The sequence below is a fragment of the Gelidibacter sp. genome, from assembly GCF_039916245.1.
GTDB lineage: Bacteria > Bacteroidota > Bacteroidia > Flavobacteriales > Flavobacteriaceae > Gelidibacter.
In genome coordinates this window covers 1-17,224 of sequence record NZ_JBDSLS010000015.1, presented here as the reverse complement: position 1 = coordinate 17,224, position 17,224 = coordinate 1, and the positions used below count along the sequence as shown (strand labels likewise).

General features: G+C 38.2%; 10 protein-coding genes. All 10 read left to right on the top strand.

All coding sequences use genetic code 11. From position 1 onward, the window contains the following. Positions 1-277: LamG-like jellyroll fold domain-containing protein (locus ABIQ28_RS01145; protein ID WP_348034915.1), on the top strand; the 277-nt coding region annotated here is incomplete at its 5' end. Positions 278-539: 262 nt separating this feature from the next. Next, positions 540-1,907, top strand: coding sequence for a glucoamylase family protein (locus ABIQ28_RS01140; RefSeq protein ID WP_348034914.1), 1,368 nt, complete (start codon positions 540-542; stop codon positions 1,905-1,907). 283 nt (positions 1,908-2,190) lie between these two features. Beyond that, positions 2,191-3,558 (top strand): glucoamylase family protein, encoded by a 1,368-nt coding sequence (locus ABIQ28_RS01135; protein WP_348034913.1) that lies wholly within the window; start codon positions 2,191-2,193, stop codon positions 3,556-3,558. A gap of 49 nt (positions 3,559-3,607) precedes the next feature. After that, a complete protein-coding gene (locus ABIQ28_RS01130; RefSeq protein ID WP_348034912.1) occupies positions 3,608-4,411 on the top strand; it encodes a prolyl oligopeptidase family serine peptidase in 804 nt (267 codons plus the stop codon). Then, positions 4,411-6,720, top strand: coding sequence for a beta-glucosidase BglX (gene bglX, locus ABIQ28_RS01125; RefSeq protein ID WP_348034911.1), 2,310 nt, complete (start codon positions 4,411-4,413; stop codon positions 6,718-6,720). The genes ABIQ28_RS01130 and bglX overlap by 1 nt, the downstream gene beginning before the upstream one ends. A 192-nt stretch (positions 6,721-6,912) precedes the next feature. Continuing rightward, positions 6,913-7,803 (top strand): alpha/beta hydrolase, encoded by an 891-nt coding sequence (locus ABIQ28_RS01120; RefSeq protein ID WP_348034910.1) that lies wholly within the window; start codon positions 6,913-6,915, stop codon positions 7,801-7,803. A gap of 303 nt (positions 7,804-8,106) precedes the next feature. After that, on the top strand, positions 8,107-10,911 hold the full coding sequence (locus tag ABIQ28_RS01115; protein ID WP_348034909.1) for a triple tyrosine motif-containing protein: 2,805 nt from the start codon (positions 8,107-8,109) through the stop codon (positions 10,909-10,911). A gap of 236 nt (positions 10,912-11,147) precedes the next feature. Beyond that, on the top strand, positions 11,148-14,294 hold the full coding sequence (locus ABIQ28_RS01110; protein ID WP_348034908.1) for a TonB-dependent receptor: 3,147 nt from the start codon (positions 11,148-11,150) through the stop codon (positions 14,292-14,294). An 18-nt stretch (positions 14,295-14,312) separates the two neighbouring features. Continuing rightward, positions 14,313-15,812, top strand: coding sequence for a RagB/SusD family nutrient uptake outer membrane protein (locus tag ABIQ28_RS01105; protein WP_348034907.1), 1,500 nt, complete (start codon positions 14,313-14,315; stop codon positions 15,810-15,812). Between the two features lie 11 nt (positions 15,813-15,823). Next, on the top strand, positions 15,824-17,224 hold a 1,401-nt coding region (locus tag ABIQ28_RS01100), incomplete at its 3' end, for a PKD domain-containing protein (protein WP_348034906.1).

The following is a 17,224-nucleotide window of genomic DNA, read 5'->3' as shown; positions in this document are numbered from 1 at the left end:
CGCTGCGGCGACCATAGATCCAACTACAAATAACGGATGGATTCATTTGGCCTTTACGATTTCTCCAACAGAATGCGTCATATATATAAATGGGGAAATTGCCTCAAAAGGTGCTTTTTCAGGAGTGAATTGGACGGATTGTGAATTGATGTCCATTATGTCGGGAGCACCTCGATTTACAGAATGGGGTCACAAATCTGATTTAAGTGTTATGGATGAGCTGAGGATTTTTGATAAAGCCTTGTCACAATCAGAAATTAAATCCCTCATGTTCTAAATCAGATTGACGCCCGCACCATTTTTTTTATTGAGTTAGTTTCATTTGATTTTGGCTGCATTTTGGTGACGAAATGCAGCTAAAATTTTAGTGAGACCCGCAATTCTAAACAATGCCTTGGCGTTGTTTAGAATTGCGCTGGTCGAACTAACCCCGCTTTTTGCGGGGTCTCAAGTATAGAAATACGTACCAATAATCAGATAGTTTAAAATCAAGGTGGCTGAAATTAATTTTACCTAATAATTTTTATTTAATGATTTTTATGAATACACTTTCAACCAAAATTTTGACACTTTGGATTCCTTTTTTATTGCTTTTTTTAAGTTGCAATTCCAATGATAAAAAACAGGAAAATAAGATATCTGAAAGTAAGTCTACCGCAATAAATCCGGATGATCCTTTGTTGGACACCATTCAAAAACAAACCTTTAATTATTTTTGGGAAGGTGCTGAACCTCATTCTGGGCTGGCAAGGGAGCGTCTCCATATGGATGATGTCTATCCCACCAGTCCTAAAAACACGGTCACCACTGGTGGCTCGGGATTTGGAATGATGGCCCTTTTAGTGGGTATTAAAAGAGGTTATGTTACACGGGAAGAAGCCTTAAGCCGATTTGAAAAAATGGTAGACTTTCTTGAAAAAGCAGATCGTTTCCATGGTGCTTGGCCCCATTGGCTCAATGGCGAAACGGGAAAAGTGGTGCCATTTAGCAAGAAAGATACCGGTGGGGATTTGGTGGAGACCGCATTTTTGATTCAGGGGATGTTGACCGTAAAAGAATATTTTAAAAATGGTAATGCCCAAGAAAAACAGCTCGCCCATAAAATAGACCAACTTTGGAGAGGTGTAGAGTGGGATTGGTACACCAAAGGCGAAAATGTACTGTATTGGCATTGGTCGCCAACCGATAATTGGGATATGAATTTCCCAATTGGAGGCTATAATGAATGTTTAATCATGTATGTCCTTGCGGCTGCCTCGCCAACCCATCCTATTTCAAAAGAAGTTTATGATCAGGGTTGGGCTTTGAATGGTAAAATAATTTCTAAAGATTCTTTGTACGATATCCCTTTAATATTAAATTATTATGAAAATGAAGATGCTGATATTGGGCCAATGTTTTGGGCACATTATTCCTATTTGGGATTAAACCCTAAAGGCTTGAAAGATCAGTATGCAGATTATTGGCAATTGGTGCAAAATCAAGCTAAAATCCATCATGCCTATGCCGTGGAAAATCCGAAAAACTTTAAGGGTTATGGCGATAGTTTATGGGGAATGTCGTCAAGTTATTCAGTAAATGGTTATGATGCCCACAGACCAGGAAATGATTTGGGCGTGATTACACCTACAGCAGCTTTAGCCTCATTTCCCTATACACCGAATGAAAGTATGAAAATGCTCCATTACTTATACACCGAACAAGATTCCTTGATTGGCAAGTATGGCCCTTATGATGCTTTTAGTCTGGAAGACAATTGGTTTGTGCCACGGTATTTGGCAATTGATCAAGGCCCAATTACAATTATGATTGAAAACTATCGATCCGGAATGCTTTGGAATTTGTTCATGCAAAATGAAGATGTCAAACGCGGATTGGATAAACTTGGTTTCACTTATGCGAATTAAATTAAAAGTTAAGAAAACAAAATGACAATAGCTTTATATCCAGCCATTTGTGTAATTATTTTCGAAGAATCATTTACAAATCTTGATTGAGCAAGACTCAGATATGAGATATGATTAGTGAGATTCGTGTCATAAATAATAGTGGTTAAAAAAGATATTTACCTTGACAGTATAGAATAAGATTCCCTCCCGATTACCATTTGGATCGTGTCAATGAAAAAATACCTGTCCACGAGGACATAATGAGATTCCCGCCTTCGCGGGAATTAGATATAACTTTCTAATGAAAAATATATATAGTCTACTTATTATAGCATTTGTAACTTTTACCTGTTCCAAAAGTTCCCCATCGGAGCCATTTGATCCAGATCCTGTTGATGATGGCACTATCGTCATCGCTCCGCTGACAGATGTGGAGATGATGGATTTGGTACAACGTGAAACCTTCAAATACTTTTGGGATTATGCACAGTCCGATTCAAAAGCGGCAAGAGAACGTTATATTCCAAGCAATCCTTCTCAAGACCAAAATGTGGTCACGACAGGTGGAACAGGTTTTGGCCTCATGACGATTTTGGTGGGCATTGAAAGAGGATATGTCTCCAAAGCTGAAGCGGTCGCCAAATTGCAAACCATACTGACCTTTTTAGAAAATGCGAATCGCTTTCACGGTGCCTGGCCACATTGGCTTAATGGTACGAACGGTAGCGTGATCCCATTTAGTAATCAGGATAATGGCGGCGACTTGGTAGAAACTTCTTTTTTGGTTCAAGGACTCATTTGTATCAAAGAGTATTTTAAAAACGGTTCGCCGACAGAAGTAGCATTGGCCAGCAAAGCAGATTTACTTTGGAAAGGTGTGGAATGGGATTGGTACACCCAAAATCAAAACGTGTTGTATTGGCATTGGAGTCCTAATCACGCTTTTGCGATGAATTTAAAAATCCAAGGTTATAATGAGAGCTTGGTAACTTATGTTTTGGCCGCTGCTTCTCCAGATCATTCCATTTCTGCCGATGTTTATAATGAAGGTTGGGCGGGCAATGGCAATATTGAGTCTTCAAATGTACAATACGGTTTGCCGCTGATCTTAAATCATGCAGGATCACCTCAATTTGGAGGGCCTATGTTTTTTAGCCATTATTCATTTCTGGGACTAAATCCAAACAATTTGGTAGACCAATATGCCCATTACAAAGATGTAGTAACCAATCATGCTAATATTAATTACGATTACTGTGTTCAAAACCCCAAAGGTTTTAAAGATTATGGAAAGGATTGTTGGGGTCTGACCGCAAGTTATTCCAGAAACACCGACGGGTCATTAGGTTATTCGGCTCATAGTCCTGTGAATGATAAAGGGGTCATTTCGCCTACAGCTGCTATAAGTTCAATTGCTTTTACGCCTGCTGAATCGCTGCGCGCCCTGCATTATTTTTATCAGAAGAAAGATAAATTATGGGGAAAGGCAGGGTTTTATGATGCCTTCAGTCCGGAATATAATTTTTGGGTCGCTGAAGCTTATTTGGCCATCGATCAAGGTCCTCAAATTATTATGATTGAAAATTACCGTACGGGCTTATTGTGGAATTTGTTCATGCAGAATGAAGATGTTCGCAACGGTCTTGATAAACTTGGATTTACCTATTAATAGTAAAGGTATTCAGCAATTTTTATCTGAAGCCTAAAATTTAAACAACATGAGATTACACTTTAAAAATATAAGAGGCTTGATTGTAACGCTCTTCTTGATGAGTGCCTTAAAATTATCGGCGCAACATCAAGAGGCGTTTGTTCAAGAACAATTCGTCTCTAGAAATGATACTTTGAACTACCGTGTCATGAGGCCTCAAAGCCTGGAATCCTCCAAAAAATATCCTCTGGTGGTATTCCTTCATGGTGCTGGAGAAAGAGGGAGCGACAACACAAAACAATTGGCTCATGGCAGCGAATTATTCTATAAAATAAGAGATTCTTTTCCTGCTATTGTCATCTTTCCCCAATGTCCCGAAAATGATTATTGGTCAAATGTTACGGTGGACAGAAGCACCATGCCACTGTCGTTAAAGTTTCCGTCAGATAGTGCACCCACAAAATCCATGACTTTAGTGATGCAATTAGTGGAGAAAATGTTAGCCAAACCTAATGTTGATAAAAATCAGATTTATGTTGGCGGACTCTCTATGGGCGGGATGGGAACTTTTGAAATCCTTTTCAGAAAACCTGATGTTTTTGCTGCTGCATTCGCCATCTGTGGTGCAGGAAACCCTGAAACTACAGAATTTTATGCCAAAACTGTTCCTATGTGGATTTTCCATGGAGCCAATGATGATGTGGTTGACCCGCAACAATCCGTGGCTATGGTTTCCGGTATTTTAAAATATGGAGGAAAGCCCAGTTTTTCTCTTTACGCCCAAGACAATCATAATAGTTGGGATTCGGCATTTGCGGAGCCTCAATTAATTTCTTGGTTATTTTCTAATTCTAAATTAAATTCTAAATAATGAAATTACCATCTATCAACGCCGTTCTTTTTAGCACACTTACATTCTGTTTGCTGTCCTGCAATTCCTATCAGGCACAAACCCAAGTCAAACCGCAAAAATCGATTGAACAGAAAGTAGATTCAATCCTTAAACTAATGACCTTGGATGAAAAACTGGGTCAGCTCAACTTGCCTTCAGCAGGCGATATCACAACAGGTCAAGCCACGAGCTCCGATATCGGCAAAAAAATTGAAGAAGGAAAAGTAGGTGGGCTTTTCAACATTAAAACCGTTGAAAAAATCAAAGACGTGCAAAAAGTGGCTATGGAAAAGAGCCGATTGAAAATTCCGTTGTTATTCGGGATGGATGTCATCCATGGTTACGAAACCACCTTTCCAATTCCTTTGGGCTTATCGAGTTCTTGGGATATGGCAATGATTGAGAAAACAGCTCGTATTGCCGCTATTGAGGCTAGTGCAGATGGCATCAACTGGACGTTTTCGCCTATGGTCGATATCTCGCGAGATGCCCGATGGGGACGTGTTTCAGAAGGTTCTGGCGAAGATGCGTACTTGGGAAGCCAGATTGCGATAGCGATGGTAAAAGGTTATCAAGGCACCGACTTGGCCAATAATAAAACAATTTTGGCCTGTGTGAAGCATTTTGCATTGTATGGCGCTCCCGAAGCCGGACGTGATTATAATACGGTCGATATGAGCCGTATCGCCATGTATAATGATTATTTACCGCCCTATAAAGCTGCAATTGATGCCGGTGTTGGTTCCGTAATGGCGTCTTTTAATGAAATTGATGGGATTCCTGCGACGGGCAACAAATGGTTGATGACCGATTTGCTGCGCACCGATTGGGGTTTTGATGGCTTTGTGGTCACCGATTATACAGGCATCAATGAAATGGTAGATCATGGGATGGGTGATTTACAAGCGGTTTCGGCCATGGCGCTGAATGCCGGTATCGATATGGATATGGTTGGCGAAGGTTTGTTAACCACCTTGAAAAAATCATATGAGGAAGGCAAAGTGTCGATGGAAACGATTGATAGAGCCGTGAAGCGCATTCTAACTGCAAAATACGATTTAGGCTTGTTCGATGATCCCTATAAATATGGTGATGTCCAAAGAGCCAAAACGGAAATTTTCACTAAAGAACATCGCGACTTCGCCAGAAAAGTATCGGCGGAATCGATGGTGTTGCTAAAAAATGACCAACAAACCTTGCCCTTAAAAAAATCAGGAACCATTGCGCTTATCGGACCTTTGGCCAACAATGCCGTAAATATGGCGGGTACTTGGAGTGTGGCCACCAAACAGGAAAAATCCAATCCGTTGTTAGAAGGTTTGAAAACTGTGGTAGGGAATAAGGCTAAGATTTTATATGCCAAAGGCAGTAATTTGGATGCGAATTTAGAATACGAACAACGGGTAACCATGTTTGGAAAAGACATTCCACGTGATGGACGTAAAGATCAACAAATGTTGGAGGAAGCATTGGAGATTGCTTCCAAATCGGATGTGATTATTGCTGCTTTAGGAGAGTCGGCTGAAATGAGTGGCGAAAGCAGTAGCCGAACCAATCTTGATATTCCGCAAATACAAAAGGATTTATTGCAAGCCCTTTTAAAAACAGGAAAACCTGTGGTTTTGGTCATGTTTACGGGACGACCATTGACCATTCAAGAAGAGGTGGAGACTGTTCCTGCTATTTTGAATGTCTGGTTTCCTGGCAGTGAAGCAGGTTTAGCCATTTCTGATGTTCTTTTTGGCGATGTCAATCCTTCAGGAAAGTTAACCGCGACGTTTCCGCGTAATGTTGGACAAATCCCCATTTATTACAATCACAAAAACACAGGGCGTCCTTTGAATAATAAAGAGGGCACTTTTGAGAAATTCCGAAGCAATTATTTAGATGTTCGCAATGAACCTTTATTTCCTTTCGGATATGGATTGAGCTATACCACGTTCGATTATTCCAACTTAAAACTGAGCAACAATCAAATGGCTATGGACGGGACTATAGAGGTCTCAGTAAGCGTAACAAATTCTGGGAATTATGATGGAAAGGAAGTGATTCAGTTATACCTCAGGGATGTGGTAGGATCCGTAACACGTCCAGTTCGAGAATTAAAAGGTTTCCAAAAAGTTGAGATCAAAAAAGGGGAGACCAAAATAGTGACTTTCAAACTGACCGTGGAAGATTTGAAATTCTATAATTATAACTTGGATTTTGTGGCCGAACCTGGAGATTTTGAGGTGTTTGTGGGGACCAATTCGGATGCTACTTTAAAAGCTGAATTTGAGTTGAAATAATAATTTAAAAAAACCTTTCAGGTTTTAAAAACCTGAAAGGTTTATCTCTAAGCATTCGATAAAAAGTAAGAAATTTCAAGTCTTTATTAACAGAACAATGGTTTGTTTTTAAACACAGATAAAAAATTACAGAAATCTAGCTCGAATTGCATAGAAGTCCACTATTTTCGTGCCATTAAGACACAGATTCTAATGAGGAAATATATTTTTTACAGCTTTTTACTTTTCGTAACGACCGTCTATTCACAAGTAGAAGTCACCACTTATACTTATGCGATTAAAGGAATGGACACCTTGCAGATGGACGTTTATGCACCAAAAAAAATCAAGAAGACTGATTCTCTTCCAGTGATGTTATGGATGCATGGCGGCGGATTCGTTGGAGGGAATAGAAATTATCCGAGTGAAGTGAAATTGGCGCAACTTGCGGCGGAGAAAGGTTATTTAGGTGTCTCCATTTCGTATCGACTGACGCGCAAGGGCCAATTGACGGGTTTTGGTTGTGATGCTCCAAAAGCCGAAAAACTATCGACATTTAAAAGTGCAGCCCTTGATTTTATGGATGCGGCCAAATTTATTTTTGACAATAAGGCGCTGTTAGGTGCTGATGTGACTAAAATTATCGCAGGAGGAAGTAGTGCTGGCGCCGAAGGGATGCTCAATGCGGTTTATATGCGTGAATATTTTATAGAAGACTTAAAAAAATATGAACAGGTCAAATTTGCTGGCGTTTTTTCGCTAGCGGGAGCCATGGTTAATGCCGATTATGTTACACCTGCCAATGCAGTACCATCTGTGTTTTTTCATGGTACAGCGGATAACTTAGTTCCCTTTGCCAGTGCAGCACATCATAAGTGTAAACCAGAGAAAAAAGGCTATCTGATTTTAGATGGATCATCCGTCATTGTGGATAAATTGTCGGCCTTGGAAATGCCCTTTTATTTCCATAAAGTGATTGGCGGAAAGCACGAGCTGTCTTCCATTCCGTTTGATCAATTGGATGAAGTTTTTAACTTTTTTAACCAAACTCTTTATAGAAGAGAGGTTGTACAAACTGTAAAAATAATTAGGAAAACCTCATAGAGTGGCCTTCTTTAGTGTTGCTGCTATGTATATTTTCATCTTTCCAAACTAAAATCCATCTTGTAAATCCTTGCGTTTTGACGTTTATCTGTATGCTCTATGGTAAAAAAACATACAGTATACTCTCACTTAAAAGAGCAAGATTCTGATGCTCATATCTTAAGGAAATCTGCGGTAATTTGAAAAACTAACAACCAAGTATTCCTTCGCCAATCAAATTTTAATAGGGTTCAAAGATTTTTGAATTATGAAATTTGGAAATTCATCGAATCATTGTATATATTGTACAGGTAATTCGTGATTGTGAGGCTTAAAATCCGTATTTTAAATATTCTCCTATGTATCTCCACTTGGTTAAATGCCCAGGAGTTGCCACCAATTACTACATTTCAACCCATAGAATACGGTGCAGAAAACCAAAACTGGAGCATCTCTCAATCCAATGACCATTATATTTATGTCGCCAATAGTAAAGGTCTGTTAGAATTTAACGGCGCCAATTGGCAACTTTATCCTTCGCCTAACGAGTCGATTGTGCGTTCAGTCAAGGTTGTTGATGATCTTATTTATACAGGCTGTTATATGGACTTTGGCTATTGGAAGAAAAATAGCTTAGGAAGTTTGGATTATACTTCGATTTCTGACCAATTGAACATTCCACTTATTGAAGATGAGCAGTTCTGGAATATCGTCGCTATGGACCATTATGTGCTTTTTCAATCGCTCAATAGGATCTATATTTATGATGCCAGTGATGCTTCATATAGAACCATTAACACCCACAATAACATCACAAAAATGTTCAAAGTTGATGATACGGTGTATTATCAAAGTTTAGAAGATGGCATTTATAAAATAGAAAGCGGACAAGCCCAATTGATCATTGATGATGTTGTTTTGAAAACCAATGCCATTGTCAACATGTTCAATCAAGCAGGAGCTCTTTTGATACAAACGCAAGAGCAAGGTTTCTATATTTGGAAGGATGGAAAACTTACCAAATGGAAGTTGACGTCAATGCCTGTGATTGATGCCTTAAACGTCTATAGTAGTATTCAACTGAAAAATGGAGGTTTCATGTTAGGAACGATTTCTAATGGGATCGTCTATTTAAGTGCCTCTGGCGATTTTATTTATAAAATGGACCAAACCGATGGCCTTTCTAATAATACAATATTATCATTATTTGAAGATCATAATAACAATATCTGGCTGGCGCTTGACAATGGGATTAACTGCATCAATATGACCTCGGCATTAAGCATTTATAATGACGAAAATGGCGATTTGGGAACGGTTTACACCTCTGCACTTTTTGACGGTAATATGTATTTGGGTACTAATCAAGGTCTTTTCTATAAACCGATAGCTTCTAAACAACGTTTTAAGTTTATTGAAGGCACCAAAGGACAGGTTTGGTGTTTGAAAATTATTGGTGAGACTCTTTTTTGTGGCCATAATTTGGGAACTTTTGAGGTGGAAAATAATCGTGTGCAAATGATTGCGTCAACTCCCGGAACCTGGGATTTACAATCTTTTCCCGATAATCAAAACCTTATCATTCAGGGGAATTACAATGGCCTGAATATATTGCAGAAGCAAAATGGAAAGTGGTCATTTAGGAATAAACTGGAAGGGTTTGATATTTCTTCTCGTTATTTTGCCGTTGTGGACGCTCTCAAAGTTCTTGTCAATCATGAATATAAAGGCGTGTTTGAAATTGCTGTTAATAGTGCTTGGACTAAAGTTCTATCTTTTAAGAAGGATCCGTCCGTTGGGAAGGGTGCAGGGTCGAGTTTAGTGACCTATTTAGATCAAATTTTATATGCTTATGAAGAGGGTGTTTTTGTTTATGATAGGCAAAACCATCTGTTTAAAAAGGACAGTATTTTGAGCAGTATCTTTCCTAAAGGGGAATACACTTCGGGCAAATTAATCGCTGATGTACAACATGATAAACTATGGAGTTTTTCTAACAAGAATATTACCTATGTTTCGCCTGGAAAGTTTAGTGAACGACCTATAATTACTAAAATTCCACTTCCAAAATCCCTAAGAAAAGAAATGGTAGGCTATGAAACCATAGCTTATCTAGCCAATGATATCTATCTATTTGGCACCTCGTCGGGCTATATGCTCATTGATCTCAATAAGATCGATTTAAAGTCTTATAATGTTTCTATTAATTCCATAACCAATTATGCTATTAACGGCGAAGCATTTCATGTGGTGCTGGATGAAGCGTCAATCTTTAATAACGAACAAAATAATATCCAATTCAATTATAGTGTCGCTGAGTACAATAAGTATTTGGAGTCAGAATACCAATACAAGCTTATGGGCTATTATGACGTTTGGAGTCAATGGTCGACAGAGCCTTCAGTGTTGTTTAAAAACTTACCTCATGGAAAATACACCTTTAAGGTACGTTCAAAAGTGGGCAATAACTTGTCAAATGCCGAAGCCGTCTATCAATTTGAAATAAAGAAACCTTGGTACCTTTCAACAGTGATGATTGTGTTATATGTTATTCTCTTTATCAGTTTGGGGATTATTATGCATTATATCTACAAACGATATTACAGAAAGCAAAAGGAAAAACTATTGCTACAGAACAAGAAGGATTTAGAATTAAAGGAATTGGAGAGTGAACAACAATTGATGCAGGTTCACAATGAAAAGCTGGAGCAGGACATCGAAAATAAAAACAGGGAATTGGCAATCTCTACCATGAGTTTGATTAAAAAGAACGAATTCTTGAACCAAATTAAGGAAGAGCTAAAAGGTAAGGAAGATCAAAAGAGCGTGAAACCCGTTATCAAGATTATTGACAAACACATCAACACGACGGACGATTGGAAGTTTTTTCAGGAAGCCTTCAACAATGCCGACAAAGATTTTTTGAAAAAGGTAAAAGCCAAACATCCAAAACTTACGCCAGACGATCTTAAATTATGCGCGTATCTACGCCTAAATCTTTCTTCTAAAGAAATTGCGCCTCTCTTAAACATTTCCCCGAGAAGTGTGGAGGTCAAAAGGTACCGTTTGCGAAAAAAAATGGATTTAACCCATGAAACGAGCTTAACAAATTATATCCTGGAACTGTAAAGCCACAACACCTCTATTTTTTACCCATACATTACCACAACAAATCATTTTTATAGACTACTATTTCGATTTAGTGGCGGACTTGTTATGACATCGGTAATCGCAGTCAAATATGACAAATCATAAATTTATCTTAAAAAAATTAATAAATTTCTGAAGTGTATGCTCATTGTTGTGGTCATATTTGACTTTTTGATAGTTGATTTAATTAAGTTTATCATATAAAGTCTTAAACTATGATAACAAAATTTCTCTCATTTTTAATTCTCCTTTCTACAGCCTTAACATTTGGTCAAACAATTAATGTTAAAGGGAATGTAAAGGATTTAGCAAGTGGCCAACCTCTTATTGGAGTCAATGTCATTGTTAAGAATACCTCAAAAGGTGTTTCGACAGATTTTGATGGTAACTTCAGTATGGATGCTGTTGGCATTAATTCAATTTTAGTGTTCTCTTATGTAGGGTATCAAAATCAAGAAGTAAAGGTTTTGAATGATCAACCTATGACCATTTTGTTAAGAGAAGACGCAGAAGCCCTGGATGAAATTGTAGTCATTGGCTACGGTACGCAAAAAGTTACAGATGTTTCTGGTGCCATTTCAACTGTAAAATCCGAAACTATTGAAAACTTAAAACCGTTAAGAGTTGAAGAGGCTCTTCAAGGTAATGCCTCAGGTGTTGCGGTTATTCAAAGTGGATCACCAGGAAGTAAACCAACGGTATTAGTGCGAGGTATTCCTTCGTTTACGGGTACAGACCCTGTCGTTATTATTGATGGTGTACCTCAGACCCTCTATGATTTAAACTCCATAAATTCTGCAGATATTCAATCCATAAACATTTTAAAAGATGCAGCTTCAACAGCCATTTATGGTGTAAAAGGTGGAAATGGTGTTATTGTGGTGACCACTAAAGGTGGTAGAAACAATGAGAAGACAGAATTTTCATTTAATGCTTATACAGGTTTCCAATCTGTGGATAGAAAAATCGGATTATTAAATGCTTCAGAATATGCTGCTATCATTAATGAAGGTAGTGTGGTGTCTGGAGGTAATTTAATCTTTCCGGATATTTCTGCTTTAGGAATCGGCACCGATTGGCAAGATGAAGTCTTTAAAGATGCCGAAATAAATTCGTACACTTTTTCTGCCAGAGGTGGTTCAGAAAAAGTAGGTTATTTTTTATCTACGGGCTATTTAAGTCAAGGAGGTATTGTTGGCGGTAGTGATAAATCTAATTTTAATAGATTGAATTTCACGGCGAACATTGATTTTCAGTTAACGTCTAAATTGAAGTTTATAGTTAACACAAGTTATGCAAACATTAAAAATCAATCTATTGCAGAGAATTCCTTTAATTCTATTCTAGGCAACGCTATAAATTTTGATCCTACAGTGTCTCCATATAATAAAAATCCAAATGATTTTGCTACTTATGGATACAGTAACTTGTTATTGTCTGAAATATTCAATCCGGTTCAGAGATTAAAGGACACTTATAACAAAAATAATGGGGATAAGCTCTATGGTAAATTTGAATTGCAATACGATATAGTGGACAACCTTAAAATCACCTCACGTTTGGGGTATACCAAATGGGATCAAGCCAGCAAAAGCTTTTCACCGTTAGCATATTATGGACCTAATAACGTGTCCAGTGATTACAATTCAAATGGTACTGTTAAAACACAAGAGGTTGATAACGGTGATGGTACCACAAGCATAATTCCCTCGTTTCATAACAGTGTTACGGAAAGGAAAGTCTCCAATTTCAACTATACATTTGAAACTTTTGCGAGTTATCATTTTACTTTAAAAGACAGCCATAATTTTGATGCAGTTTTAGGAATCTCCAGAAGCCAATCAACAGGTGATGAAATGGGGACTACAAGACAGGATGTTAGGGACAATTCTTGGGCTTGGGCAGATATAAGCTCAGCTACAGGAATCAATACTAAATTAAATACGGATGCCTATACCGGCTATAGCAGTCAGAATTTAGAACGAAGAAACCTATCTTACTTTAGTAGGATAAATTACGATTATGAAAGTAAGTATTTAGCATCATTTTCTGCTCGACGCGATGGATCAATAGCTTTTGGTACAGATAATAAATTTGCAAACTTTTATGCAGGATCTTTAGGATGGGTAGTAACAAATGAAGACTTCTTTAATTATGATGCCATTAATTTCTTGAAATTGAGAGGGAGTTATGGTACCGTTGGAAACGAAAACGTAGATCCCCAGTATGTTAGCATTACTATTGGTGGACCAAGTTACAATTCAACAGCAAATAGCAATGGGTATACCTTCGGAACTGAATTTGTTTCTGGAGCAACTGTAAACTCGTTCAATAATCCATTCTTAAGTTGGGAAGAACAGACACAATACAATATCGGTTTTGATACGACTTTATTTGACAATTTATCTTTAACTGTTGATTATTTCAACAAATCTGTCAAAGGCTTATTGTTTACAGATGCACCGCCACTATATGCAGGCACCTCAGAGCCTGTAAAATCTAATATTGGAAGTACAGAAAGTAAAGGTATAGACCTAACTGTAGGGTACAGGAACAGTGGTGCTAGAGCATTAAAATTCAATACCTCATTCACCTTTACATCCTCAAAAAATTTAGTGACCGCAACAAATAATGACGGTACGGCATTTATAGCCGGAGGCTCTTATTTTAATGGCCAAAGCCAATTGGCCACACGTTTCGAAAAGGGTTTTACACCGGGTTATTTTTACGGATATCAAACGAACGGCTTATTTCAAAACCAAGCTGAAATTGATGCTCATGCGACACAAACAGGAGCGCAATTAGGAGATATTCGTTTTGTGGATACTAATAATGATGGCATTATTAACGATGAAGATAAAACGAAAATTGGCGATCCGTTTCCGAAATTTAATATTGGTTGGAATTTAGGGTTTGAATATAAAAACTTCGATTTTAACATGTTTACGTATGCCTCGGTAGGTAATGATATTTACCGCGCCTACGAACGTAATGCGCAGTTTACCAACAAAGACAGAAGCATTTTAAACAGATGGACTGGCGAAGGAACAACTAATAATGCTGCCCATCCACGATATACTTTTGCAGATACGAACAGTAATATCAGGGTCTCTGACCGCTATGTGGAAGATGGGAGTTTTATCAAAATTAAAAGTTTGATTTTAGGTTATACCATACCAGAAAGCTTAAATACAGGATTTAGTCAAGTACGCATATATGCCCAAGCTAAAAACCTATTGACACTTACTGAATATACAGGCTACGACCCTGAAATATCTGGAGGTATTTTAGATACAGGTATCGATAGAGGGGCGTATCCACAAGCAAGAACATTTTTAATTGGTTTAGACCTTAAATTTTAACAACTAAAATAAATTAGTATGAAAAATATAAAAATTAGTATAGGGTTAATCATCATACTTTCAATCTTTATGGGGTGTTCGGATGTGGTTGAGTTTGATCCACATGATGAGTACCAGGTCACCGAGTTGGATTATTTGCAATCAGAGGCCGATTATCAAGCCATGGCTGTGAGTTGTTATTCGCCAACACAATGGTTAAATCAAGTGATTGTTGTTGGAGACGTTTCTTCAGATAATTCTGTTGCAGGTGGCGAAAATGCTTCCGACGTAATCGCCTATCAACAAATGGATGATTATACCATTTTGACTAACAATAGCATATTACAGGATTTATGGGTATCTGCTTATGAAGGCGTCAATAGAACCAATTATTTAATAGGCTATAAAGATGTAAATCTTTTAGGAAACACGGTAAATTTTAATGGTAAAGAAGCATTGTATGGCGAGATTCATTTCTTAAGAGCTTTTTACTATTTCAATTTAGTTAAAATGTTTGGCGATGTTGTTTTGTTTACGGATCATAAATTAGGTCTTTCAGATTTTGGCACGCTACAGAGATCTCCAAAAGCTGAAGTGTATGCGCAAATGGAAAAAGATTTGATTCATGCCATTAGTGTTTTGCCAACGGCTCAATCACAAAAAGGACGAATTACAAAATATGCAGCTCAAGCGTTATTGGGGAAAGTGTATTTATATCAAGAAAAATTTAACGAAGCGGTTCCAGTACTTCAAAGTGTTGTAGATGGTCCGTTTAGTTTGGTGTCCAATTTTGATAGCATCTTTTTATTGGATGGAGAAAATGGTCCAGAATCGGTCTATGAAGTTCAATATTCTAATGGACAACCTTATTATAATTGGGGAGGTACTACCAGAGGTCAAGGCAATTATGCCGTACAACAAAATGGTGTAAGAGGGTTCAATGGAACAGCAAATATGCCTTATAATTCAGGTTGGAGTACAAACTTACCTACTCAAGACTTGGCAGCAGCCTATCAAGATGGAGATCAAAGAAAGGATGCCACAACTTTTAATGTGGAAGCTTACGCTAAAAATAATCCGAGTTTAAATGTGACTTATCAAGAGGCACCTTTCAAAAATACCGGGTTCTATAATAAAAAGTATTTGCCAAGAAAAGGACAAACCAGTGGTCAACCAGAATTGAACTACGAAAACAACCAACGTACCATTCGTTATTCAGAAGTGTTGTTAATGGCAGCAGAAGCAAACTTAAGAGCATCTTCTCCAAATCAAGCGTTAGCACAAACCTATTTAGATCGCGTGCGTGATAGGGCGTTCGGTAATCAAAATCACAGGGTCACTGCAACCGTTCAGGCCATTTGGGACGAAAGGCGCTTAGAACTCGGTATGGAAGGCGATCGTTTTTTCGATTTAGTAAGAACAGGCCAGGCTGCTGGTGTATTAAGCAGTAAAGGTTATAATCCGGCAACAAAAGGACTTTTTCCAATTCCGCAGCGAGAAATAGATATTTCTGGGTTGACTCAAAATGATGGATACTAAAAAATAAAGAAATGAAAACAGTAAAATATATATGTAGTTTAAGTCTGATTTTGTTGACAATTTTCGGTTGCTCACAGGATGATGTCAATACAGATTTTGTTAACAATATTGACCCGCCATCGAACGTCTCAGCTTCAGTGACTGTAAGCCAGGATAACACTGGAGCAGTCACCATTACACCAATAGGTGAAGGCGCGGTTAGTTTTAGCGTGGCATTTGGAGATAATTCAGAGCCTTCTGGAGTGATGCCAGCTGGAAAAAGTTTGCAACATACTTATGAAGAAGGTACCTACACGGCAACAATTACGGCCAATGGATTAAACGGGCTTAAAACGGTCGTTAGCCAACTTATAGTGGTTTCTTTTAAGGCACCTCAAAATTTAATGGTGACCATCGCAAATGATGGTGCTATTTCAAAAACTGTCAATGTTACGGCTTCTGCAGATTTCGCCTTGAGCTATAGCGTCAATTTTGGTGATGGCAGTGATCCGGTGATGTCGAATAATAATGAAACTACAACGCACACCTATCAAGAGGCTGGCACCTATACGATAACCGTTACAGCATTCAGCGCGGCTATTGAAACGGCTTCATATACAGAAGAGTTTGAAGTCATCGAAATCCTGCAACCTCTACAGGCAGCACCAAAGCAGCCCAATAGAGCAGCAGCTGATGTCATTTCAATATTCAGTGATGTCTATGATAATATTGCGGGAACAGATTTTTATCCGAATTGGGGTCAATCAACAACCTACCATCAAATGGACATCAATGGCGATCATATTATTCAATACGGAAATTTAAATTATCAAGGGATTCAGTTTGGCGCTTCCGCAGATGCATCTGAGATGGAATTCTTACATATCGATGTTTGGACTGCTGACGAAAATATGGCTTTGGATATTTCCCCGATTAGTATCTCCACTGGCGAAAAGTTTGTTCAGAAGGACCTTGTAGCTGGACAGTGGAATAGTTATAACATCCCATTGTCTGAGTTTACAAGTCAAGGACTTTCCATGAGTGACATTCACCAATTCAAACTTGTTGGAACTCCTGGTGGAGGAACCATATTCATTGACAACCTCTATTTTTATAAGAAGTCTTCAGTTCCAACAACACCTGATGCAGCAGCACCAACACCAACTTTAGCGGCTGCCAATGTGATTTCAATTTATAGTGATGCTTATACCAATGTTGGCATTAGCGAGCTGAACCCTAATTGGTCTCAAACAACTAAATTGACAGAAGTGTCCATTGATGGTAATGCGACATGGAAATACGAACAGTTAAACTATACAGGCATCGTAACCAGTTATGACGCCCCAACAAATGTATCTGCTATGACGTATGTACATTTTGACTATTGGACTCCAGATGCCTCATCATTGGGACTAAAATTGGTGAATACCAGT

Coding starts and splice junctions, on each gene's coding strand:
- ABIQ28_RS01140 (WP_348034914.1), top strand. CDS start 540: ATGAATACACTTTCAACCAAAATTTTGACACTTTGGATTCCTTTTTTA.
- ABIQ28_RS01135 (WP_348034913.1), top strand. CDS start 2,191: ATGAAAAATATATATAGTCTACTTATTATAGCATTTGTAACTTTTACC.
- ABIQ28_RS01130 (WP_348034912.1), top strand. CDS start 3,608: ATGAGATTACACTTTAAAAATATAAGAGGCTTGATTGTAACGCTCTTC.
- bglX (WP_348034911.1), top strand. CDS start 4,411: ATGAAATTACCATCTATCAACGCCGTTCTTTTTAGCACACTTACATTC.
- ABIQ28_RS01120 (WP_348034910.1), top strand. CDS start 6,913: ATGAGGAAATATATTTTTTACAGCTTTTTACTTTTCGTAACGACCGTC.
- ABIQ28_RS01110 (WP_348034908.1), top strand. CDS start 11,148: ATGATAACAAAATTTCTCTCATTTTTAATTCTCCTTTCTACAGCCTTA.
- ABIQ28_RS01105 (WP_348034907.1), top strand. CDS start 14,313: ATGAAAAATATAAAAATTAGTATAGGGTTAATCATCATACTTTCAATC.